The sequence below is a fragment of the Bacillus sp. FJAT-27225 genome (assembly GCF_001685025.1).
Classification (GTDB): Bacteria; Bacillota; Bacilli; order Bacillales; family Cytobacillaceae; genus Bacillus_D.
In genome coordinates this window covers 436,150-460,097 of record NZ_MAYU01000001.1, presented here as the reverse complement: position 1 = coordinate 460,097, position 23,948 = coordinate 436,150, and the positions used below count along the sequence as shown (strand labels likewise).

21 protein-coding genes and 1 tRNA gene are annotated in these 23,948 nt (G+C 43.9%); 18 read left to right on the top strand and 4 right to left on the bottom strand.

All coding sequences use genetic code 11. The features are described from left to right. Nucleotides 1–233: 233 nt before the first annotated feature. From glgB to A8F94_RS02280, 15 genes are all read left to right on the top strand, one after another. Nucleotides 234–2,192 (top strand): 1,4-alpha-glucan branching protein GlgB, encoded by a 1,959-nt coding sequence (glgB, locus tag A8F94_RS02345; protein WP_066195065.1) that lies wholly within the window; start codon nucleotides 234–236, stop codon nucleotides 2,190–2,192. Beyond that, nucleotides 2,110–3,255: a glucose-1-phosphate adenylyltransferase gene (locus A8F94_RS02340; protein ID WP_066195062.1), complete on the top strand. Its 1,146-nt coding sequence runs from the start codon at nucleotides 2,110–2,112 to the stop codon at nucleotides 3,253–3,255. Before glgB ends, A8F94_RS02340 begins: the two co-directional genes overlap by 83 nt. A gap of 21 nt (nucleotides 3,256–3,276) precedes the next feature. Beyond that, nucleotides 3,277–4,302 carry a sugar phosphate nucleotidyltransferase gene (locus A8F94_RS02335; RefSeq protein ID WP_066195060.1) on the top strand — a complete coding sequence of 342 codons (1,026 nt, stop codon included), beginning with the start codon at nucleotides 3,277–3,279 and terminating at the stop codon, nucleotides 4,300–4,302. Next, entirely contained in the window at nucleotides 4,302–5,753 is a 1,452-nt protein-coding gene (gene glgA, locus A8F94_RS02330) for a glycogen synthase GlgA (RefSeq protein ID WP_066195057.1), read from the top strand. The genes A8F94_RS02335 and glgA overlap by 1 nt, the downstream gene beginning before the upstream one ends. Then, complete coding sequence (locus A8F94_RS02325; protein WP_066195055.1) at nucleotides 5,743–8,145, top strand: glycogen/starch/alpha-glucan phosphorylase; 2,403 nt, start codon at nucleotides 5,743–5,745, stop codon at nucleotides 8,143–8,145. Before glgA ends, A8F94_RS02325 begins: the two co-directional genes overlap by 11 nt. Before the next feature lie 211 nt (nucleotides 8,146–8,356). Next, the gene (locus A8F94_RS02320) at nucleotides 8,357–8,938 is read left to right on the top strand and encodes a YdcF family protein (RefSeq protein ID WP_066195053.1); all 582 of its coding nucleotides are present in this window, start codon (nucleotides 8,357–8,359) and stop codon (nucleotides 8,936–8,938) included. Between the two features lie 556 nt (nucleotides 8,939–9,494). Further along, nucleotides 9,495–9,941 (top strand): DUF6376 family protein, encoded by a 447-nt coding sequence (locus tag A8F94_RS02315; RefSeq protein WP_066195050.1) that lies wholly within the window; start codon nucleotides 9,495–9,497, stop codon nucleotides 9,939–9,941. A 120-nt stretch (nucleotides 9,942–10,061) separates the two neighbouring features. Continuing rightward, nucleotides 10,062–11,054, top strand: a complete 993-nt coding sequence (locus tag A8F94_RS02310) for a zinc-binding dehydrogenase (RefSeq protein WP_066195047.1) — start codon at nucleotides 10,062–10,064, stop codon at nucleotides 11,052–11,054. Between the two features lie 153 nt (nucleotides 11,055–11,207). Then, complete coding sequence (locus A8F94_RS02305) at nucleotides 11,208–12,062, top strand: manganese catalase family protein (RefSeq protein ID WP_066195044.1); 855 nt, start codon at nucleotides 11,208–11,210, stop codon at nucleotides 12,060–12,062. A 557-nt stretch (nucleotides 12,063–12,619) separates the two neighbouring features. Further along, nucleotides 12,620–13,588, top strand: a complete 969-nt coding sequence (locus tag A8F94_RS02300) for a ring-cleaving dioxygenase (protein WP_066195042.1) — start codon at nucleotides 12,620–12,622, stop codon at nucleotides 13,586–13,588. A 16-nt stretch (nucleotides 13,589–13,604) separates the two neighbouring features. Continuing rightward, nucleotides 13,605–14,369: a DUF429 domain-containing protein gene (locus A8F94_RS02295; protein WP_066195040.1), complete on the top strand. Its 765-nt coding sequence runs from the start codon at nucleotides 13,605–13,607 to the stop codon at nucleotides 14,367–14,369. A gap of 283 nt (nucleotides 14,370–14,652) precedes the next feature. Continuing rightward, a complete protein-coding gene (locus tag A8F94_RS02290) occupies nucleotides 14,653–15,969 on the top strand; it encodes a flavin monoamine oxidase family protein (protein WP_066195037.1) in 1,317 nt (438 codons plus the stop codon). Beyond that, a complete protein-coding gene (locus A8F94_RS25595) occupies nucleotides 15,969–16,130 on the top strand; it encodes a hypothetical protein (RefSeq protein ID WP_175384341.1) in 162 nt (53 codons plus the stop codon). Before A8F94_RS02290 ends, A8F94_RS25595 begins: the two co-directional genes overlap by 1 nt. Before the next feature lie 33 nt (nucleotides 16,131–16,163). Continuing rightward, nucleotides 16,164–16,823, top strand: a complete 660-nt coding sequence (locus tag A8F94_RS02285; protein ID WP_066195034.1) for a 3-oxoacid CoA-transferase subunit B — start codon at nucleotides 16,164–16,166, stop codon at nucleotides 16,821–16,823. Between the two features lie 496 nt (nucleotides 16,824–17,319). Beyond that, the gene (locus A8F94_RS02280) at nucleotides 17,320–19,245 is read left to right on the top strand and encodes an endonuclease MutS2 (RefSeq protein WP_066195032.1); all 1,926 of its coding nucleotides are present in this window, start codon (nucleotides 17,320–17,322) and stop codon (nucleotides 19,243–19,245) included. Nucleotides 19,246–19,371: 126 nt separating this feature from the next. Here A8F94_RS02280 and A8F94_RS02275 read toward each other — a convergent pair. Together A8F94_RS02275 and A8F94_RS02270 are read right to left on the bottom strand one after the other, a co-directional pair. Then, nucleotides 19,372–19,457 (bottom strand) — tRNA-Asn (locus A8F94_RS02275). Nucleotides 19,458–19,501: 44 nt separating this feature from the next. Next, the gene (locus A8F94_RS02270) at nucleotides 19,502–19,801 is read right to left on the bottom strand and encodes a hypothetical protein (RefSeq protein WP_066195028.1); all 300 of its coding nucleotides are present in this window, start codon (nucleotides 19,799–19,801) and stop codon (nucleotides 19,502–19,504) included. A gap of 115 nt (nucleotides 19,802–19,916) precedes the next feature. Between A8F94_RS02270 and A8F94_RS02265 the strand changes: the two genes are divergently transcribed. Continuing rightward, on the top strand, nucleotides 19,917–20,177 hold the full coding sequence (locus A8F94_RS02265; protein ID WP_066195022.1) for a hypothetical protein: 261 nt from the start codon (nucleotides 19,917–19,919) through the stop codon (nucleotides 20,175–20,177). Between the two features lie 73 nt (nucleotides 20,178–20,250). Next, a complete protein-coding gene (locus A8F94_RS02260; RefSeq protein ID WP_066195019.1) occupies nucleotides 20,251–20,532 on the top strand; it encodes a DUF1292 domain-containing protein in 282 nt (93 codons plus the stop codon). Nucleotides 20,533–20,753: 221 nt separating this feature from the next. Here A8F94_RS02260 and A8F94_RS02255 read toward each other — a convergent pair whose 3' ends face one another. Both A8F94_RS02255 and A8F94_RS02250 read right to left on the bottom strand, forming a co-directional pair. Further along, nucleotides 20,754–21,896, bottom strand: coding sequence for a glycoside hydrolase family 18 protein (locus A8F94_RS02255; RefSeq protein WP_254660769.1), 1,143 nt, complete (start codon nucleotides 21,894–21,896; stop codon nucleotides 20,754–20,756). Between the two features lie 99 nt (nucleotides 21,897–21,995). Next, nucleotides 21,996–23,414: a LysM peptidoglycan-binding domain-containing protein gene (locus tag A8F94_RS02250; RefSeq protein ID WP_066195015.1), complete on the bottom strand. Its 1,419-nt coding sequence runs from the start codon at nucleotides 23,412–23,414 to the stop codon at nucleotides 21,996–21,998. 134 nt (nucleotides 23,415–23,548) lie between these two features. On the opposite strand from A8F94_RS02250, the gene A8F94_RS02245 reads away from it, so the two are divergent. Further along, a complete protein-coding gene (locus A8F94_RS02245) occupies nucleotides 23,549–23,947 on the top strand; it encodes a hypothetical protein (RefSeq protein ID WP_066195011.1) in 399 nt (132 codons plus the stop codon). Nucleotide 23,948 lies beyond the last annotated feature (1 nt).

Here is a 23,948-nt window from a genome sequence, read left to right as displayed (position 1 = left end):
TAACTTTTATTGTGGAATAGGTTTCTAATTAAAGAACATGGGGAAAAGGTAAGTTTGGATATAAGCGTACTGGAAACGCTTTCTAAAAATATTATTAAAAAATAATAATTTTTCCGAATTTATTAAAAGGTTTTTACCATGGGGATGTCGAAAAGTAAAGGGAGGCATGAATAAGGTTTATGCCCGTCACTTTTTGGAAACTAGAATACTATTGAAAATGGCAGGTGAAAGGGATGGTATTTCATCCGACAGAATATCAGCTTCATTTATTCCATGAAGGAGCATTATACAAAAGCTACGAACTGTTTGGGGCGCATGTCCTGTATGATGGGGACCAGCCATACACCCGGTTTTGTGTGTGGGCTCCCAATGCCGCTGAAGTCAGGCTGGCTGGCGATTTTAATGGCTGGAACGGACATGGATACTCCTTTGAAAAAGTTAATAAGGAAGGCGTTTGGGTCTATTATGCCGAAGAAGATATGACCGGAGCCATTTACAAATATGAAATTATCTCTCCAATGGGAAAGCGCCACCTCAAAACAGATCCATACGGCGTCTTCTCCGAGCTGCGTCCCAACACAGCTTCGGTAGTCCAATCCATTGACGGTTATAAGTGGAATGACAAATCATGGCTGAAAAAACGAGCCAAAAAGGAGCCAATAACGGAACCAACATTGATTTATGAAGTCCATCTTGGCTCATGGAAGAAGAAGGAAGATGGCGAGTTCCTCTCCTATAGAGAATTGGCAGATGAATTAATTCCATATGTAGTGGAACATGGGTATACCCATATTGAAGTACTTCCGGTTACTGAGCACCCATTGGACATTTCCTGGGGATACCAAACAACAGGTTACTATGCCGTGACAAGCAGATACGGAAGCCCGCATGATTTTATGTACTTTGTAGATCAATGCCATCAGAACGGAATCGGAGTCATCCTTGATTGGGTTCCAGGGCATTTTTGCAAGGACGCCCATGGGTTATATCGATTTGATGGTGGCTATGCCTACGAATATAAACAGGAAAAGGACAGGGAAAACCACGTTTGGGGAACAGCAAATTTTGATCTAAGCAGGACAGAAGTGAACAGTTTTCTCATCTCTAGTGCAATTTTCTGGATAGAAAAATACCATATCGATGGATTTAGGGTCGACGCGGTCGCCAATATCATTTATTGGCCCAACTCTGAAAATGCGGTCAATCCGCATGGAGTAGCATTCCTGAAAAAACTAAACTCCGCAATAGCAGCCTTCACACCAAATATCCTTATGATTGCCGAGGACTCAACCGACTGGCCAAAAGTGACCGAAGCACCTGAGCATGGTGGGCTTGGATTTACATTTAAGTGGAACATGGGCTGGATGAATGACATGCTTACCTATATGGAAATCGATCCAAACCAGCGCAGGCATCATCACAATAAGGTGACCTTCTCCTTGATGTATGCTTTTTCCGAAAATTTTGTACTGCCTTTCTCACATGATGAAGTTGTCCACGGCAAAAAATCACTTCTTGATAAGATGCCTGGCGATTACTGGCAAAAGTTCGCACAGCTTAGACTGCTTCTTGGATACCAAATAACACATCCGGGCAAAAAGCTGACATTCATGGGAACGGAGCTTGGCCACTTCGCAGAATGGAAAGATAAAGAGGAACTCGATTGGCATCTGCTTGAGTTTGAAAAGCATTCACAAATGAATCACTTTGTAAAAGAACTTAATAAGCTATATAAACGGTCCAAGCCTCTATATGAACTGGATTCATCACCGGATGGCTTTGAATGGATTGATGCCAATAACAATCATCAGTCAATTTTCTCGTTTGTCCGAATCGGCAGTAACCTCGATGATTTTCTAATCGTTGTATGCAATTTCACCTGGCAGGCTTATTCCAAATTTAGAATAGGAGTACCTGCACCAGAAAGGTATAGAGAAATACTGAACAGCGACGATAGTGAATTTGGAGGTTCAGGCGTTATCAATAAAAAAGTAATTAAGGCTGAAGAAGTACCATATCATGGAATGCCTTTTTCAGTTGTCATGAATATACCGCCATACGGAATATCTATTTTAAGGCCTATAAAAAAGAGAAAGGGGATTAATGCTAATGTCAAAGAAGAAAATGGTAGCCATGCTGCTGGCGGGGGGCCAGGGAAGCAGGCTAAACTCACTAACAAAAGAATTGGCTAAGCCGGGTGTTCCGTTTGGGGGCAAATATAGAATCATTGATTTTCCGCTTAGCAATTGCACCAACTCCGGAGTCTATACAGTCGGAGTTCTTACCCAGTACCAGCCGCTTGTCCTGAACAGTTACATCGGCATCGGAAGCGCATGGGATCTGGACAGGATGGATGGCGGGGTGACCGTCCTTCCGCCGTACAGTGTCTCGTCGGAAGTAAAATGGTATGACGGAACCGCAAGTGCCATTTATCAGAACTTGAATTATTTGAGACAATATGATCCGGAATATGTCCTCATTTTATCAGGGGACCATATTTACAAAATGGATTATGAGTTAATGCTCGATCACCATATTGAAAATGGTGCCGATGTGACGATATCCGTTATTGAAGTCCCATGGGATGAGGCAAGCCGCTTCGGGATTATGAACACAAACGAAGATATGTCGATTGTCGAATTCGATGAAAAACCAAAGAATCCAAAGAGCAATCTTGCATCAATGGGAATTTATATTTTTAATTGGAAGGTTTTGGAGGAATATTTGATCCGTGATGATCAGAATCCTGAATCATCTCATGACTTTGGAAAAGATATCATACCTCTTCTGCTCGAGGACGAAAAGAAACTGGTTGCTTATCCTTTCAAGGGGTACTGGAAGGATGTAGGTACTGTTCAAAGTCTATGGGAAGCCAATATGGATCTCCTCGATGAAAGCTCTGAATTGAACTTGTTTGATCATTCCTGGAGAATTTATTCGGTTAACCCAAACCAGCCTCCGCAATATATTTGCCCGGAAGCGAGATTGACAGAGTCTCTTGTCAATGAAGGCTGTGTCATAGAAGGCGATGTCGAGAAAACTGTAGTCTTCCAGGGGGTTTCCATAAAGAAGGGCTCTACTATAAAACAATCCGTCATTATGCCAGATGCGGTAATCGGCTCTGGATGTGTTATTGAAAAAGCAATCATTTCACCGGGCATTACCATTCCGGAAGGGTCGGTCATTAAAAGTGCCGATGGAGAAGTAGTGCTTGTCTCTGAAGATACGTTAGACGAATTGCTAGCTAGTAATTAAATAGAAAAGGAGGGGCCAGTCTTGAACAAGGATATGCTTGGCATTATCGATGCGACAACTGTTCATAAAGGTCTTGAAGAGCTGACAATCCATCGCTCTGTAGCAGCCATACCATTTGGCGGAAGATACCGGTTAATTGATTTCATCCTTTCGAATATGGTGAATTCAGATATTCAGAGTGTCGGGATTTTTTCAAAATATCAATATAGGTCGCTGATGGACCATCTAGGGTCTGGGCGAAATTGGGATTTAAATAGAAAGAGGGATGGGTTGTTTTTCTTCCCGTCAACCAGTTTTGATAAGCCTGTCACAGGGATCGGTCCATTTGAAGATTTTGCTGCCAATATTGATTTCTTTAAGCGAAGCAGCCAAAAATATGCCCTGGTTGCAAATTCTTATACGGTTTTTAACATGGATTTCAGGACCGTTCTTGAAGAGCATATCAACAACGACCATGAAATTACCGAAGTAAGAAAAGATGGAGCTCCGCTTGGAATCTATCTTTTGAAAAAGGACCTGCTTATCGATCTCATTGAAACCAGGCAGGATACTGGCTATTTAAGCATGAAAGATGTTGTCAATGACCTAAATGCACCGTACAAAGTTGGTTATTTCTCATATGAAGGCTTTGCTATCATGATTGATTCAATAAACAGCTATTTTGAGGCAAGCAAACGCCTCCTTCAGCCTGAAATTTGGCAGCGCCTTTTTGTAAAAGGCAGGCCGATTCTCACAAAGGTCAAGGATGAGCCGCCTGCCCGCTACACCTCCTCTTCATCGGTCCATAACGCAATGATTGCAAACGGCTGCTATATAGAAGGCGTGGTCGAGAATAGCATTATCGCGAGAGGCGTCACAATCGGAAAAGGCTCTGTTGTAAAAAATAGCATCATAATGCAAAAGACAAAAATAGGCGAAAATTGCTACCTTGATCATGTCATTTTGGACAAAGATGTAAAAATTGCAGACGGTACCGAGCTAATGGGTGAAGAAGGGAATCCGTATGTAATCCGGAAGGGCAGAGTACAGGGAGTGTGGAAAAACTAGTGAAACTTCTTTTTGCTGTATCAGAGTGTGTACCGTTCATTAAATCTGGCGGTCTTGCAGATGTTGCCGGTTCACTTCCGAAAGAATTGAAGAAATTAGGTTTCGATGTCAGGGTCATGCTGCCCAAATATACGCTTATACCTGATGAATTCAAAAGAAAAATGAAAAAAATAACAGACTTTTCTGTCCGATTAGGCTGGAGGAACCAATACTGCGGAATTGAAGAGCTGGAATATGAAGGCATCACCTATTATTTCATCGATAATCAATATTATTTTTACAGAAGCCAAATGTACGGCGATTATGATGAAGGAGAAAAATTCTCCTTCTTTAATCGTGCTGTCCTTGAAAGCATAGAACAGCTTGGTTTTTATCCTGACATCATTCATTGCCATGATTGGCATACCGGGATGATCCCGTTCCTTCTTCAGGAGCAATACCGCCACCGGGAAGGCTATGAGTCAATTAGGACTGTCTTTACCATTCATAACCTTCAGTTCCAGGGGATTTTCCCCAAGGAAGTCATGAATGACCTTCTAGGCCTTGATGACAGGTATTTCAATTCAAGCCAGCTTGAATTTTACGGGAATATCAACTTTATGAAAGCAGCGCTGGTTTCAGCTGATAAGATTACAACGGTCAGCCCTACATATAGGGAAGAAATCAAGACGGCTTATTTCGGTGAACGGCTGGATGGTGTCCTGCGGATGAGGAGCAATGACCTCGAAGGAATTGTAAATGGTATTGATAACGACGTGTATAATCCAGAGAATGACCCGTTTTTGGCTGCTCCATTTTCATCAGGGGATGTTGAAGACAGGATTAGGAACAAGCGGGCCATTCAAGAACAGTTCGGCCTCCCTCAGGAAGATGGAGTACCACTTATTGCGATGGTCACACGCCTGACCAAGCAAAAGGGTCTTGAACTTGTCAGGGGGGTATTCCATGAAATTATGGCAACTGGGACACAATTGATTGTATTGGGAACAGGCGACCGAGAATTTGAATATTTCTTCAGTCAAATGAGCAGCCAGTATCCAAACCAATGCAAAGCATTCATAGGGTTTGATGAATCATTTGCCCATCGCATTTATGCCGGCGCTGACCTTTTCCTGATGCCATCGAAATTTGAGCCATGCGGCCTAAGCCAGCTCATTGCAATGCGCTATGGCGCTGTGCCAATTGTCAGGGAAACAGGCGGCCTGAATGACACGGTCAAATCATATAATGAGTTTACCGGTGAAGGGAATGGGTTTACATTTACTAATTTCAATGCTCACGATATGTTATATACAATTGAGCGGGCACTCTCCTTTTATCACCGTAAAAATGAGTGGGAAAACATTGTTAAGAAGATGATGGAGCTTGACTTCAGCTGGACACAGTCTGCCCGTGAATATGAAAAGCTCTACAGAAGTCTAGTGAAAAGGAGTGATTCGCATGTTTTCTAGTGTTCCGGAATTTAAAGCTGCGTATTTGAGGAAGCTGGAAATGTCCTATGGAACCCATTTTGAAGAAAGCACCAGAAGGGAACAATTCCAGACACTCGGGACAATGATCAGGGAGCATGTGAGCACAAACTGGATTAAAACGAATGAAGCATATCGGACATCAGGTAAAAAACAGGTATATTACCTGTCAATTGAGTTCTTGCTTGGCCGGCTTCTGCGCCATAACCTTTTGAATCTTGGGATTGAAGAGGTCGTAAGCGAGGGGCTAAAAGAGCTGGGTATCGACCTGGATGACCTTGAGGAGTACGAAGCAGATGCAGGGCTAGGCAATGGCGGCCTTGGCCGGCTCGCTGCATGTTTCCTTGATTCCCTTGCTTCGTTAAGCTTGCCGGGTCATGGCTGCGGGATCCGTTACCGTCATGGCCTTTTTGAACAGAAAATTGTTGATGGATATCAAGTCGAACTGCCTGAACAATGGCTGAAGCATGGCCATGTGTGGGAGGTTCGAAAGGGCGATGAAGCGGAGGAAATCCCGTTTTGGGGCAAAGTAGAAAGCTCAATGGAAAATGGCCGGCTTGTTTTCCGCCATACTAATGCCGAGGTTGTTATGGCAGTCCCTTACGATATGCCTGTGCTTGGGTATAACACGAACACAGTCAATACACTTCGGCTCTGGAGTGCCGAACCTTCCAAATTCAACGCTGGAACCGATATTCTGAAATATAAAAAGGACACGGAAGCAATATGTGAATTCCTATATCCTGATGATACGCATGACGAAGGGAAAATCCTACGCCTTAAACAGCAATACCTTTTAGTTGCTTCGTCTTTGAGAGCGATCATCAAGTCATTTAAAAAGAAAAACAAGAGTATTTTTGAGCTGCATGAGCATACGAGCATCCATATTAACGATACCCACCCCGCTCTTGCCGTTCCGGAACTGATGCGGATCTTAATGGATGATGAAGGGCTTGGCTGGGATGAAGCGTGGCATTTAACAGTCAATACTCTTTCCTATACGAACCATACAACTCTTTCAGAAGCACTTGAGCGTTGGCCTTTACGGATATTCCAGCCGCTGCTGCCGCGTATATATATGATTGTTGAGGAAATTAATGAGCGTTTTTGCCGCAGCCTCTGGGAAAGGTATCCTGGTGATTGGAAACGGATTGAGGATATGGCGATTATTGCCCATGACCAGGTACGCATGGCCCCGCTTTCGATTGTCGGCAGCCATAGTATCAATGGAGTTGCGAAACTTCATACAGATATTCTGAAAGAACGTGAAATGAACCTGTACTATCAGGTTTTTCCTGAACGATTTAATAACAAGACCAACGGTATCACTCATAGACGCTGGCTCATTAAGGCGAACCCTCGCCTTACCAATTTAATCACAGAATCAATTGGCGACGAATGGATTCACGACACAGTCCAGCTGGAAAGATTGATGGAGTTCAAAAACAGCAGCCCATTCCTTGAGAAGCTTGCTGATATTAAACTTGGCAACAAGGAAAGGCTTGCTTCCAGAATTCATGCACAAACAGGGATTACCGTCGACCCTCATTCGATTTTCGATATCCAGGTCAAGCGGCTGCATGCCTATAAACGCCAGCTCCTGAATGTCCTGCACATCATGTATTTATACAACCGGATTAAGGAAAATCCGAATTACGAGATGCATCCAAGGACATTCATTTTTGGTGCCAAAGCTTCGCCAGGCTACTATTTTGCAAAAAAAGTCATTAAACTGATAAACTCGGTTGCCGACAAGGTTAATAACGATCCGGCTGTAAACGGAAGGATCAAGGTCATTTTCCTTGAAAATTACCGGGTATCACTGGGTGAGGAAATTTTCCCAGCCGCGGATGTCAGCGAACAAATTTCAACAGCCAGCAAGGAAGCATCCGGCACAGGAAACATGAAATTTATGATGAACGGTGCCCTGACAGTCGGTACGCTTGATGGTGCCAATGTTGAGATTACCGAGCTTGTTGGCAGGGAAAACATTTTCTTGTTTGGCTTAAGCGCTGCGGAGGTCCTTGAATTCCAGAATAATGGCGGATATCACGCTCACGAATATTATCACTATGATAGAAGGATCCGTATGGTTGTCGATCAGCTTGTGAACGGTTTCTTCCCGGATACGTATGGTGAGTTTACAGAAATCTATGATTCCCTGCTCGCTTATAACGATCAATATTTTGTATTCCGGGACTTTGCATCATATGCTGACATCCAGGAGCAAATAGGCCGTGAGTTTGGGGACAAACAAAATTGGCAAAAGAAAAGCCTTGTCAACATAGCAAAATCAGGGTTCTTCTCTAGTGACCGGACCATTCAAGAATATGCTGAAGACATCTGGCATACTGAACCGGTTATCATAAAGTGAAACTGCAATCAGTGGGGTGTTCTTCCCCGCTGATTGCTAGTTGAACCAATCGGGCTTTTACGGGCTGTTGTCCCCACCCGGGCTTCTTCGAGTATCCTTAGGCCTTGAGGTGGGGATCTTACAGCCCGTTCATGCAAAATAAGATAAAAATAGGGGGCCCTACTTAGTAAGGCCCCCCATTCAGTGTTTAATATGGGAAAAGGGAGATTATATGGGGAAACCATTTCTATTTAAAAGAATAGGTTTGTTTATTCTTGTGGCGGGCCTGATTTATGTTGCCATCCTCCATTATTTGATGATCAAGCATGGAAATGAAACACCGGAAGCAGGTGCGGATTACATCATTATCCTCGGTGCGAGGGTCAAAGGGGACGTCCCGTCGCTTGCTCTGGATGCCAGGATTGAAGCTGCCGCTGGGTATTTACGCCAGAACCCAAAAACAGTTGCAATTGCATCGGGAGGACAGGGGAGAGGGGAAAATATTTCTGAAGCAGTATCCATTAGGGAAGAGTTGAGTAAAAGGGGCATTGAAAAAGAGCGGATTTTAATTGAAGACAAATCAACAAGTACATACGAGAATATAAATTTTTCAAAAAAACTTATACCTGAAGGTGCAACGAAAGGTCTTGTCGTAACAAACGACTTCCATGTCTATCGGGCAAAGATGATAGCCCGCGATTATGGACTTACCGTAGAAGGCCTTCCAGCAGAAACACCGGTCCAGGCACTAGTAAAATCGTATGCCCGCGAATATTTAGCGATTACGAAATACTATTTGACTAAGGTGTTTTAACTGCATTAAGGGGGTATTAAAGAATATAATTATTTACACAGCTCTCGAATCATTTGCCTAGGATAATCTTGAAATCCCAATTTACAGATACACATGGAACCCCAATTTAATAGTGCCGCGTTACTTTATTCCTCCACGCCCGAAACCGCCCGAAAGAAGGATTAAGGGCGTTGATAGAAGTGCGTCAACGCCCAAAACCGCTGGAAAGAGGAATTAAGGTCGTTGATAAAGGTTCATCAACACCCGAAACTGCTAGAAAAGAGGATTAAGGTCGTTGATAGCGGTGCATCAACGCCCAAAACTGCTGGAAAGAAGAATTAAGGTCGTTGATAAAGGTGCATCAACGCCCAAAACCGCTGGAAAGAAGAATAAAGGTCGTTGATAACGGTGCATCAACGCCCAAAACTGCTGGAAAGAAGAAATAAGGGCGTTGATAGAAGTGCGTCAACGATGAGTGGATTGACAAAATGGAGTTCAGTTGTTAATATAGGTGCCTTAATGATAGAGGTATTGCCGTTGACGGATCCAATCACTTTTTACATTGGAGGTAGAAGGAATGAATAGAAAATTAACGGCCATTTTCCTTGGCCTTACTCTAATCCTTTCAGGGTGTTCGTTCCTTGAAGAGGCAAACAATACACTATCCTATGCAAATGATGCAAAGGACTATGTCAATAAGGCAATCGCGTTTGCTGAGGAGGTACCGGCCAAAGCAGAAAAGGCCATGCAGGATGAACAGGCTGTTGATGAATTGAAACAAGAGCTGGAAACTATGAAAACTGAAATCAATGAGTTTTCCAAGCTTGAAGCACCTAGAATAGCCTCCGACCTGCATAATAAAATTGTTGAAAAAAATGAACAGTTGGAAGGGAAAATCGACGAATACTTGAAACATATTGAAAACGGAACTTTGGACGAAACCGTATTAAACCATGAGGAACTTGCAAAACCAATCGCCGACATTAAAAACCTGGTTGACCAGATAAAGGAACTGGGAAATTAATTACTATGAACACCTGAAGCAAAATACAGGTGTTCTTTTTTAGTGCAAAAAAAGTGCGCTTTCCGGAAAATTAAGCCAAAATGGAGTTGGAGTGATACATAATAAATGAGGTGATTTGTCGTGAAAGCACTTGTCCATGAAGTTAAAACCGGAATTGAAGGGTTGGCCGTAAGGGAGATGGAGCTTCCCGAACCAGGCAAAAATGAAGTAAGAATCAGACTGAAATCCGCCGGAATGAATCACCGTGACCTGATAACACTTGAGCGGCACAAGGAAACAGAGCCGCCTTTAGTAATCGGTTCTGATGGCGCAGGGATTATCGATGCGGTTGGACATGGCGTAAATGAACTTTCAGTGGGGCAAGAGGTTATCATCAATCCGGGGATTGGCTGGAAGAATAATAGTGACGCTCCGCCAGAGGGATTCGAAATTCTTGGACATCCATCCAATGGCACCTTCGCACAATATGTTATTGTCCCAGCGGAAAATGCACTTCCAAAACCCGGGTTCCTGACTTGGGAGGAGGCTGGCGTGCTTTCCCTCGCCGCCCTAACCGCTTTCCGGGTCCTGTTCACAAGGGCTAAAATCAGGGAAGGCATGAAAATCTTCATTCCCGGCATTGGAGGCGGAGTTGCGACTTTCATGCTGCAGATGGCCAAAGCAGTGGGTGCCACTGTCTATGTCAGCTCCCGCTCCGAACAAAAGTGTAAACGGGCGCTGGAGCTTGGGGCGGACAAGGCTTTTGACAGCAATAGTGATTGGGCTGAAGCCTTATCGGGAGAAAAGGTTGATGTTGTTATTGAATCAATCGGTGCAGCAACCTTTAATAAGTCTCTCGCCTGTTTGAGGCCAGGCGGAACGATCGTTACGTTCGGGGCATCAGCAGGTGATGTAGTCGACTTCAATTTACGAAGCTTTTTTTATGGGCAATTCAATATGCTTGGATCTACAATGGGCAGTGCCGAAGAATATCGGGAGATGCTCGCTTTTATTGAAAAGCACGGGGTACGGCCTGTTATTGAAGGGATGTTCCCTCTTGAGGAATACGGAAGAGCATTTGATTTACTGGAAAAAGCAGAGCAGCTAGGGAAAGTTGGCTTTGTTATCGATTAATCGCATTAGATGTACAGGGTCTGCGCAAAAGTGCAGGCCCAGTTTTTACAAAAAAGTCTATAAAACCCCATTCTTGTGCATGTTTGGTGTAGGGTTGCGCAAGTTAACAGAAACGGCTATGTTTGAGCCGAATTATGAAAGTGGGGTAGAAGAATGTATTTTTACAGGGAAGATTTGATTAATATTATTACGCCCGACAAACCGGATCCTGCTGCAGCGAAGGTAATGCAGGAAATCCTCGGCGGCCATTTTGGTGAAATGAGAACGATGATGCAATTCTTTTTCCAAAGCTCGAACTTTCGTGGGACCGATAAGAAGTTTCGCGATTTGCTGCGAGGAATTTTCCTCGAGGAAATTGCCCACGTCGAATTGGTTCAGACGACCATTAATCATTTGCTGAATGAATCAGGCGAGCCGGGTGCTGGATCAGCGAGTCCAAGCGGTGCTCCGCTGCAGGATCCCGTTATGCATGCGAACCCCCATCATTATATCATCGGGGCGCAAGCGTCGGTTCCGGAGGATGCGGCCGGAAACCCTTGGAATGGGTCATGGGTTTACGACCATGGCAATCTGGTTGGAAATTTATTATCGAACCTTACACTTGAGTCTACTGGTGTCTTACAGAAGTCACGTATTTATGAGATGAGTACGAATAAAACGTTCCGTGAGACGCTTGCATTCCTGATTGTGCGCGATAATGCACACCAGAATGCATTCGCAAAGGCTCTTGAGACGCTCGGGGTTGATTGGGGTAAATTGTTCCCTGTGCCGAATTATGATATTAACAAATATCCCGAGTGCAAAAAATATGTAGATATGGGCTTCCATAATGCTTTCTTTAACTTCAGGCTTGATGATACATTGGTGGCAGAAATCTTTAGTGGCAAGTCGCCGAGCAGGAACGATGGGGAGCTTCAGGTTGTAGCTCCGCCAGAAGGATTCCCTGTTCCGACGATGCCTGAGCTACCTAATGAGCATGCACCTGGGCTAAGTGATTTGAATAGATAGGAGGAATCCCCGCCTAATGATGGCGGGGATTCTTTTTAATAAAGTAATCACTTGTCCTTGGATTTTATAGAAACATAATTGGGAGAATCACTTCTCGGAAAATGGCGATTCGTTCATATATAATTTTTATGAGACGGAGCTCTACTCGCTTTATGCCGTTTCGTCCCATAAAAAAGATATATGGGACGCAACACCAGGTTGCAAGATGCCTTTCCGTCCAATAAAAAGATTTATGCGACGAAACCCTCCTTGCTAAAAGCAGGTTCCGTCCATTAAATAGTACAAAAGCGCCCCTCCAAAACCAGTTCGCTAAACTATACTATTCGCTCCTTAAAAGGACTTCAATACATATGTCCCAATAGCAGCAACTTGCCGCAAATTCACCTGGAATTTCTATTATTTACTGGTACTGAACATTTTAAGAGACCTACTTCATGTATACGTTTTAACCGATTTCATTTTAAAGAAGTTTTACCTCTCTGAAAGCCGATTGTTTTTCATATCTCAACACAAACTGCTACTATGAAAATAAGTTTTTAACAGAAAGGGTGAGCGATGTGAATCTGCTTGGACTCCATCATGTGTCACTGTTAACAGCAAAGGCTGAAAAGAATTTCGCCTTTTACACAAAGGTGCTGGGCCTGCGGCTTGTCAAAAAGACAGTGAATCAAGATAATACCGAATCGTACCATCTCTTTTATGGGGACGCTGTTGGCAGCCCAGGAACGGAAATAACTTTCTTTGATATTCCTTCACTTGGAAGGACTCATCCGGGAAGGTCAAGCATATCATCTACTTCTCTCCGTGTACGGGATGTAGAGTCACTTCATTACTGGAAAAATCGCTTTGAAGAGCTTGGTGTCTATCACAAAGAACGATCACAGCGAGCGGGACGGGATGTGCTTGAGTTCCAGGACCATGAGGGAACCAGGCTGTTTCTGGTTGCGGATAATCGAGAAGTCGGTGTAGCTCCGGGGCAGCCGTGGGCTGGGTCGGATGTTCCTGCTGAATATGCAATCGTCGGACTGGGCCCGGTTACATTGACAGTCGGCGACCCGGCACCAACAATGAATGTGTTGACTAGCATAATGGGTTTCCGATATGTCGGGTCGTACCCCTCCCCATCCGGTGAGTTTCCCGACATACAAGTATACGCTACAGGCGAGGGCGGTTCAGGAGCTGAAGTGCATCTCGAATCGCGTCCGGACCTTCCACGTGAACGGCTTGGACGTGGGGGCGTCCATCATGTTGCCTTTAGGGTGCCGAATGAACAGGAATTTGCACGATGGGTTGAAAAAATAAAGGCGAGCGGGCTAATGAACTCAGGTGAAGTGGAGCGTTATTATTTCAAGGCGCTCTATTTTAGGGAACCAAACCATATCCTATTTGAGCTATCGACGGATACGCCAGGATTTGCGGCTGATGAACCGGTCGATTCACTTGGGGAAAAGCTTGCTTTGCCTCCTTATCTCGAGCCAAAGCGGGCTGAAATAGAAGCGAGTCTTAGACCGCTGGAACTCGATTAATCGGAGCCGCGTGCATATGAATGTTTCAAAAGTAATTGGAATTGGCTGGGACGTCGGCGGCTGGCTAGGTAATAACCATGGCGTTGCGGTTTGTGTCTGGAAGGAAGGCAAGGATCAGGTGGAATGGGTTGGTACGCCATCTTCCATTTCCATCCCCGACGCCGGCATGCTGGAAATTAAAGATTTAATACATGCGGTTTCAGGAGGAACAGTTCTGCCTGACAACGAAGATACGAAAATTATAATTGGGGTGGATGCGCCACTCTGCTTTCCTGCCGCGTTTGTCGGGCTGCTTAAAGGTGCTGATGCCGGGATTCGAAAGCCGGCAAGGGAAATTGATAATATATTCGCATATCGGGATACAGATCGTCATATTCATAGCGTATTTGGAAAAAACCCACTTTCCGCTACTTTCGACAGGATTGGAAACAATGCAACCGTTGCAATGTCACATATCAGGAAGTGGGAAAAAAGGGAGAATTTCCTTACCTATCCCTTTCATCCTCAAAATCCAAGAAACAACAAGATTATTTTGGAGGTATACCCGGCTCTTGTTAAAGAAAGAAAGTCCTCAGAAGCTTTTCCAGGAATAAAAAAATATCTCCCTCCAACGGCAGAGCCGGGAACAGATGTATATGATGCAGCTATCTGCGCTCTCTATGCGGTTGCCTTTGGAATGGGCGGCACACTCCTTCCTCCTCTTGTAGAGCCAGTTAGAAACCTTGATGGATGGATTTATCATTTTTCAAAAGAAAATTTGGAAAGGTTAAAGTTTACATAAGCTGCAGCGTCTCCTTCGGTTACCAAGGAGACTTTTTTTGTTCCATTACTTATTGTCTGCAAAAAGTGCAGGCTGTTGAGTGGCCAAAATAAGTTGAATAGGTGCTGAAAATCCACAGCCAAACAGTAGTATGGACAATACAGGGTGCGACCGAAGCAAAATTCATCACAGGCAAATAATGCTACCTCCACTTCCAATTATTTATTTCCATCACTACTTATCTCTTCAAACGATTCATACCTATTAATAGTAAAAGCTGATTTAGGTGTGGAGGGGGAAGCGGATGCTAGCAGGGCATGAGGACTATGATGTGATCGTTGTAGGGGGCGGTTTTTCCGGGCTGACAGCGGCGAGGGAACTCCGTCTTTTAGGTTATAGAGTGCTAGTTTTAGAGGCGCGGGCCCGGCTTGGCGGAAGGACCTGGGTAGATTCCAGATTGGATTCGGACTTGGAAATGGGCGGGACATACGTCCATTGGCACCAGCCGCATGTTTGGGCTGAGATAACGAGATACGGGCTTGAGATTGTGTCAGGACCGAAGCCAAAGAAAGTGTATTGGATTTCGGCCGGGCAGGCGCGTTGCTCGACCGTAGCTGAATATAGGAAAAAAATAAGAGAGACTGCAGGAAAGCTAATGTGTGTAAGTTCAAACTATTTGCCTTTCCCATATTCACCACTTCATTCTCCTTTAATTAAGGAAGTCGACGGCATTTCTGCAGAGCAATTCATGAACGACTTTGGGCTAAATGAAGAAGAATACGATATTCTCCATGGCTGGATCGCTTCTGATTTCTGCGGGCCGCCGAGCGAAGGGGCGGCAAGCCAGATTTTTCGCTGGTGGGTCTTTTCCCAAGGGGACTGGTCAAATCATGGTTCAATGATTTCAACTTACAGGTTAAAGGATGGAACACAATCCCTTATTCAAGCAATTGCAGATGCTGCTGCCGCTGATATCAGACTGTCGACTATGGTCACACAAATCAGGCACAGCGCTGGATGTGCTGCTGTATCGACTGCTGATGGAACAACTTATAAGGCACGCGCAGTGATTGTAACAGTCCCTATGACAGTCCTAAAAGATATTCTGTTTGAACCGCCGCTTTCCACCGCAAAAATGAATGCGTCACAGGAAGGCCAAATGTCCAAAGGAGTTAAAGTCTGGGCAAGGCTGAGGGGAGAGTTGGAACCTTTCGATGCATTGGCACCAGGAGAGTATCCTCTTAATTCAGTCCATCTGGACCGGTATGTGGATGGAAACAGCATTATCGTTGGATTTGGCACTCGGGCTGACAGGCTCAATCCGAATGACCGTGAAGCGGTTGAAGCGGCATTGAAGTATTGGATTCCAGATGTTGAAGTGTTGGAAAGTACGGGGCATGACTGGGTAAATGACGATTTTTCAAAAGAGGCATGGCCAATGCTGAAACCGAACCAGCTAACCAATTACTTTGAGGAGTGGAACAGTCCGGAAAATTGCATTTATCTGGCAGGGACGACTTTTGCGAAGGGCTGGGCCAGCTTTATGGACGGAGCAATTGAATCCGGATTAACAACAGCCAGGAAGGTTCACAAAAGTATCCAATTAAAAGAGATTCCTTAATGGCAAGAAAATGCCCTCGGCGTGAGGATGTTTTTCGAAAACAAGAATTCGCGGTTGAAGGAATCACTACCTCATCCACCATGGCAGGGATTTTTATTGAAGGGATTGATGTGATTCGCATTACCCTGGATAAATTGAGGAGCAACACTAAAAGCAATTAATTTCTTTTAACTTTGTGCAAAGGGGGCGAAGGTATGTCTAAAAACATTCGAGCTAAAGAGCGAATTGCCCAACGAGTTGCTATGGAACTTAAAAAGGGTCAAATTGTAAATCTTGGTGTTGGGATTCCGACGCTCATTCCAAACTATTTAACAAAAGAACAAGGAGTCTATCTTCACTCGGAAAACGGAATCCTTGGCATGGGTCCTCCTCCATCTCCGGAAGGCACTGATATGGACTGTATTAGCGCGAGCAAGCATCCAGTCACGCTCGATCCAGGAGCATCGATTTTTTCAAGCGTGGATTCATTCGGGATGATACGCGGCGGTCATATTGATGTGGTTGTTCTCGGAGCCCTCCAGGTGAGTGAGAAAGGAGAGATTGCCAACTGGGCAGTACCTGGTTCCGATATCTTGGGAGTTGGCGGGGCAATGGATCTTGTACCAGGAGCAAAAAAAATAATTGTTGCGATGACACACCTCTCCAAGGAAGGAGCGCCTAAGCTTGTAAAAGAACTGGAGTATCCTATTACAGGCCTGAAACCCGCACAAATGGTCGTTACCGAACTAGCAGTGTTTACTATCCAGGATGGAGAAATGATACTGATAGAAGCAGCCGATGGTATTTCGATTGAAGACCTCAGGAAAAAAACAAGGGCAGCGTTCCGGGTCTCAAACAAGTTGAAGAAGTGGTAATTGTTAGAATAGATAATTTAGCGTGTATTGCCTAATGGATACGATTGAGATTCTGAGTACATCAGAAAGCAGGCCAGCAAAATATTCGGAAGAAACGATATCAGAGCAGCTGTCAAAAGGTTTAGGCAGCTGTCCCTTTACTTTCAGCTCAACCATGTGTTACGATTGCCATGAAATTGATTTTTTTACCAAGGGAGTATGTTTTATGTCGGGAGCCGTTCTTAACTAATCCAAACAATTGGATAACTCGTTTCAGGCCAAAATGCCTCATATAGCAGGCTTATTTTCTCATGGCCAGAAATGGAAGTTAAGAACAAATGGACATACAAGCATGCAATCCTTTAACCGACTGTGGCTGTGTACAATGTGCATCAGCTATTTATTTTGGTTTTTTAAGGGGTAGAAGCGGATTTTTTCCGTTACTTTAAGCCGCGCTGACTTGTTCAGTGCGGCTATTTTTATTTATTCCCGCATTAACTTTATAGGAGGATGGAAGATGAACAGTCACACCTTTCACGTTCTTGATTTTGAAAAAATTAAAGAAAAATTGGCTGCCTATGCATTAACTGCAGCAGGCAAAGAAAAAATCACAAACCTGCTGCCTTCGACGAATGTAAAGCAAATTGAAGCGTTGCTCGGGGAATTGTCCGAAGCCGTTGAAATTATGAAAATTAGTACCAGTGTCCCGGTGCACGGCCTCGAGGGAATTGACTCTCTTCTTAAAGGATTGAATAAAGGGGCAGCATTGAAGCCTGAGCAATTGAGCCGCCTATATGACTTTTTGGATTGCTGCTCTAAAATGAAACGATTTATGAAAGACAAGGAGTATGTTGCACCAAGGGTGACGAGCTATATTTACTCTATTGATGAACTCCCTGAATTGGCATCTGAAATCATCCGCTGTATCCGGCATGGCAATGTGGATGATTATGCGAGCAAGGAGCTTTTGAAAATGCGCAAGCAAATCGCAGTCCAGGAGGAGCGGCTTAAAGAGAAAGTCCAGCAGCTTGTACGATCAAGTAAATACAAAACCTACCTACAGGAAAATACAGTCAGCCAACGAGAAGGACGTTATGTTATCCCAATTAAAAAGGAATACAGAACGAAAGTAAAAGGCAAGGCTCTCGATACATCGGCATCCGGGTCAACCGTATATATTGAGCCTGAAGAGATTTCCTCGTATCAGGATGATCTTTTTTGGCTCAAATCTGATGAGGAAGCCGAGGTAGAGAAAGTCCTAACCTATTTGACCGGGCTGGTGGAAGCAAATGAGCAGCAATTGGGCTTCGCAGTAGAAACAATGGTTCATTACGATTTTCTGTTTGCAAAAGCCAAATATAGCAGGGCAATTGATGGGAGAAAGGTTTCTGTAAACGAATCACATATTATCAGGCTTATTGATGCTAGGCACCCCTTGCTTGGTGCGGGGGCAGTTCCATTAAACATTAAGCTGGGCGAACCTGAGAATGCACTCGTCATTACAGGGCCAAATACAGGAGGTAAGACCGTTTCTATTAAAACAGTAGGGCTCCTGGCATTAATGGCGCAGTCCGGGTTGTTTTTGCCAGTATCAGAAGGAAGTGAAATAGCCGTCTATCAGAATATCCTTGTTGATATCGGTGACGGCCAGAGCATTACCGAAAACCTGAGCACATTTAGCTCGAGGATCGTTAATATTATTGAGATTTTGAAGGAAACCAATGACAGGTCGCTCGTCCTGTTGGATGAGTTGGGTTCGGGAACGGACCCAGGTGAGGGTATGGGGCTTGCAACAGCAATCCTTGAACAGCTCTATGCAAAGGGTGCGACGCTTTTGGCAACTACCCATTATAGTGAAATAAAGGATTTTGCCGATCGGCATGAAGGATTTATCAACGGGTCGATGGAGTTTGATCTTGATACACTGAAACCGACATATCGGCTTACTATTGGCAAAGGCGGGGAAAGCCAGGCATTTGCGATTGCCCTTAAACTTGGAATTCATCCAAAGCTAATTGAAAGGGCTCACCAAATTACGTATAAAGAAATGAAGGTGTACTCCGAAGTCCCAATAGAAGAGTACAAAAAGAAAGACATGGAGAGGCAGATGATTGTTAACAAGCACCAGAAGCGTAAAAAGCCTGTTCTAAAAACGGATGCCCAAGTTGAGCGTTTCTCAATGGGAGACAATGTCACCATATCCCCCGCTGATGAACACGGTATTGTCTATAAAGGCCCGGATGAACAGGGAAATTATATTGTTCAGGTTAAGGGTGAAAAGCATACGATTAATCACAAACGATTAAAGCTGCACATACCGGCTAGGGAGCTATACCCAGAAGACTATGATTTTGATATTGTTTTTAAATCGAAACACTATCGAAAAACGAGCAAAATCCTTTCAAAGAGACACGAAGACATTGTGTTGAAGCACGAGGATTGAGGTACAGGTTCATGATTTGGCATCTCCACTAACTGGGGATGCCTGTTCTTATTTTTCTAAATTAGGGTGCAGGGAATAAATTATGGCATGTGCCGATCACTGTTTCTTTTTTGGGCAAACTAAAAGAAAGCCCGGCGGGACTCGAACCCGCAAAATGCACATCAGCCTAGTAAATAGGCTGGTGGCTGCTCTGACCATTGAGCTACAAGCTTTCATAACTAGTATAAGGTTGATATAGGTAATTTATTCACGAAGTCTACTTTTTTCTCTTACTGATTTCTTCCGATATAATAAAAGCAAGATCATCATTCCCAAACAGGGACAAAACGCCAAGAAGCGTCTGGTCAGGCACCTCACCGGCTTCCTCTTTTGGAACAGTTAATTCAAGTGCATCACTTAATGCCTGGTTGTTTCTCTGGTTAGGATAGGCTCTTAAATAGACCTCTTCCGGGTCAAGGCCATTATTAATACACCATTGAGCAAAAACAAGTATCATCATTTTTTCATCTGCTTGATAATTCTCAATGATTCTATCTTGAAGTTCTTTGTTATTCATCATAAAGACTCCTTCTACTTTGGTAGTTCAAGTATAAGCTATACACAAAAAGTTTTCACGTAAAGCAGGGAAATCACGGGAAATGTCGAATAGCAATTGTAAGGAGTGAAGCCAATTGGAGACAGTGATTTTAACAACTTATAAAATTCCAGGCATACCAATGCCGATTAAGATTGCTTCAACGATTGAGCCGAAAAAGGAACAAATCTATAATAAGTTGATTGACCTGCTCAATCAGTATAATATTGAAGGCGAGATTCAATTTCGAAAGCTGCTCGTCGAAAAAGAAAACTCGATGTACATTTATGAACTTGGCGATAAACGCTGCATGGTCCTTATCGAGAAACTTGAAAAGGTAAAGGAATTTGATGTGTGAAGGAAGGGCATAGATTTTTCTGTTTTTGGGAAAATAATGATTGTCCAAACCATCCGTAGAGAGGAGAAGTTTTATGGAAAAAATCGAAGTTGGTGAAATTTTTACAATTGCTGATGAAAACGATCAAGAACAACAGGTGGAAGTACTGGCTGTCATGGAGCTTGAGGGTACAGAATACGTTGCAGTAAGCTTCATTGAAGATCTAGAAGAGGATACAGAAGATGATATCGACATTTTCTTCTTAAAAGTAGATGATGAAGGCGACCTTGATGCCATCCAAACCGATGAGGAGTTTGAAAAGGTAGCAGCAGAATTCGAAAGAATAATGGATCAGGAAGAAGCTGACGAGTCATAAAGTGAAACTTAATCAGTGGGGGTTCTTCATCCTCCACTGATTGTTAGATTATCCCCCGCCTACTCTTACTTGTTTTTTCTTAAGCTTTGAGGTGGGGGGCTTACAGCCCTTTAATGCGGGATAACAGGGGAGAGCCTTTTAAAAGAGAGGCTCTCCCTTTTTCGATTTATAGAAATATACAAACCTCTTGTAAAATGTGTTTACAAGTCCAATGTCAGCACCTAGTTTTTCGTTAGCTTCCCGTCCTGTTTGATTACATCGTTAATAGTTCCGACCAGGCTTGTATCCCCTATGCTATCATGGCCGGCCTCCCAAATCATCATTCCGCCAAATCCTTCCTCTAGTGCCAGCTCGGTTTTTTTCGCCACAGTTGGCTTTCCGTTATAAAAATAAACAGTCCCGTTTGCAGAAAAAGAATCGCTTTGAGCGTTACCTGAATCCTTTTTTATGATTGAGGAGTAAGTAAGTTGTTTCTTACTTAGATTTTCGGGCTGCGCATAGGCAGGGATGCCAAGGACAAGCTTCTTCTTCTCAAGACCAAGACGTTCAAAATAATCTCCCCAAAAGTGTACAACCGATTCTGTAAATTTATATGGTGCAAGATTTGCTGCATGGTAGCCGCCATCCCATTGCCCATCATAAGCCATAATATTAACATAATCGGTGTGCAGGAATAGCTCTGGCTTAAAGATAACAGAATCAACCTCCTCACCGGTCACAGCATTGATTTTCGAATAAACCGCGACCGAGAGTTTTTTGTTTAAGGGTTCAAGTCTTAATTTTAAATCCTTTGCAAAAGCTGCCAAATTTATAGCGTCTGCTTCGGAACGCGGATGCTCAAAGTCGATATCAATTCCATCAAGCTTTTCATTTTCAACGATAGACATCAATTCATTCACAAGCCTTTTTCGTGAAGGTTCCCGGCTAATTGCCTGTTTAAAGTATGTATACGATTCACCGCCGGTTATGTGGTACCAACCGCCAACAGCAAGCATTACTTTTGTATTATGTTTTTTGGCGAGCATAACAGTCTTTCTTAAGTTGTCCCAGGCCATGTCACCGTTTAGCATAACCTTACCGTCTGCGGAAGGATGGGCAAATGAAAAAATGATATGGGTATACTCATTGTACATTGTTTTCTCTGGGTCGCGGAAGTCCTGGACATACCCTATGACGACTCTATCTTCTAAAAGATCCGGCATCGCTTTTATTGGAAGAGCCTTCATTGACCCTGTAGCCAGACTATATCCATACGGTTGATTAGATGGTGTGGAATACGAAATAAATAACGAGCCAGTAAGAAATCCGCCAATAAAGATAAGGCAAATGAGTAGTGAAATAGCAAGTTTACGTGAAAGCTTCAAAACCTTCCCTCCCGGTTAATACTCTACAATTCTATCAAAAATAGGGAGTTCCAGGTGTGGAAATATAAGGTGAAAAAGCCAGCATATAAATTGCTGGCTTTATCTAAGCTGTTTAATTGTAAAATTATCCTCGAGCAGCACCCAGTTTTGCGGATACGGATAACCTAGGACCCAATAACTAATGCCCCTAAGTTTATACTCCTTGACGAGGTCGAATTTCGCCTGTGCGCTTCTTGCATCCTCGAACCAAACGATATGGCGGCGCCCCTGCTCGTCTGTGTAATTAAAATAAGGGGAGGCTGCTGTCTGGTCATATTGGATTGTGGCCCCGTATCGAATCGCCCTGTTGACTGCTTCCTGCGGGCTGTATGTTTCGGCTTCCTGTCCCTTAACATGCGGCAGGATCCAATCTCTTGCATATAACTGGAACCCCATCAAAATTTTATCACGCGGCATAACGGTGACAGCATAATCGAGGACCCTGCGGATTTCATTCAGTGGCGATACAGCCATTGGAGGACCAAGCCGATAGCCCCATTCATACGTCATCAGTACCGAGAAGTCGGCAATCCTCCCGTGAGCTGGATAATCGTGTGCCTCATAAAGCAATCCCTTTTGTTCACCGCTTGTTTTTGGGGCTAATGAAGTGGAAACAAAATATCCTTCACGATGCAGTAAATCAACTGCTCGCTGCAGGAATTGATTATATAACTCCCTGTCTGCAGGCAAAACATTCTCAAAGTCGATATTCAAGCCGCGATAACCTTTTTCTCTCATAACGCCAAGAATGTTCCCAAGAAGTTTCTCCCGGTTTGCCGAGCTCGCCAGGACTTCATGAGCGATATTCTCACCCGCTTCGGTGGCCGTGAAATTGGTGATCGACATCATTGGCAGCGCCCCTTCTGCAAGCCCTGTCCGAATGGCGTCGGTATCGTCCTGCATATAAAGGACAAGTGAACCATCGGGCTGAATAACATACGCAAATGGAGCAATATACGTCATATCCTGTGCAACTTCACTTACAAGCTGCACAGCTTTTTCGTTTGAATGATACGTAAACGCATTGGTTTCAATAACCGGTTTCTGCCTTGGAATCACGAGTACTAAACCAGCCTGAATAACATTAGGATTGGCGATCGTGTTTGCACGGATTATTTCAGGCACAGTCGTTCCGTAGCGCTGTGCGATTTGCCAGAGGGTTTCACCAGCCCTTACTGTATGCCTGATTGGAGGAATTCTTATTACCATCCCGGGATAAAGAACATTAGGATCGGCAATCCGATTTGCCTGGATAATTTCGTTTACGCTTACTCCATATCGATGCGAGATTGACCAAAGAGCCTCTCCGCTCCGGACGGAATGCAGTACGTCGGGGACAGGTATTACAAGCGCCTGGCCGATTGCCAGCCGTGAAGGATTCTCAATCCCGTTTGTTTCCGTAATTTTTTCTATCGTTGTTTTGTAACGGCCAGCTATTTGCCATAATGCCTCGCCACGCTGGACAACATGGATAATCATAGGACACCTCCCTTATAAAAAAGACCTACAAATAGGATATGAGCCTAGTTCTAATAATGTGATGATTGAATTGATGGGGATTGTCTTCATAGAAGGCAGTGATGAAGGGTAGTCTATAGAGCGAGGTGCTGGCCATGATAGAGGAGAATAAAAGGAAAATTACACGGGCATTAAGTGATGAGCTTGAACGGGAAATCGAACAACTAATCAATGGGATAAAGTGTGTGAAAAACTTTAGATCCGCGACAGCTGAGGAATGGTATATATTTCTGCCAGGGTATAAAGATATACAAACAGGCGGAGCAGCCGGAAAAGTGATCATTCATTATAACCTTTATGGGAATCGGGATGTTTTTATTAATACAACGATTATTTTTGATGATCCCAAGCTTTATGCCCCATCGCAGCATCAGCATGTATATGCGGTTGCCGATGAACTTATAAACAGGCTTGTTGGCTATGCAGATACCCTGCTTTCCGTTCATGCAGGTGAAAATTCCTATCAAGCGGAGTATGTTTCCAAACAAACATAGT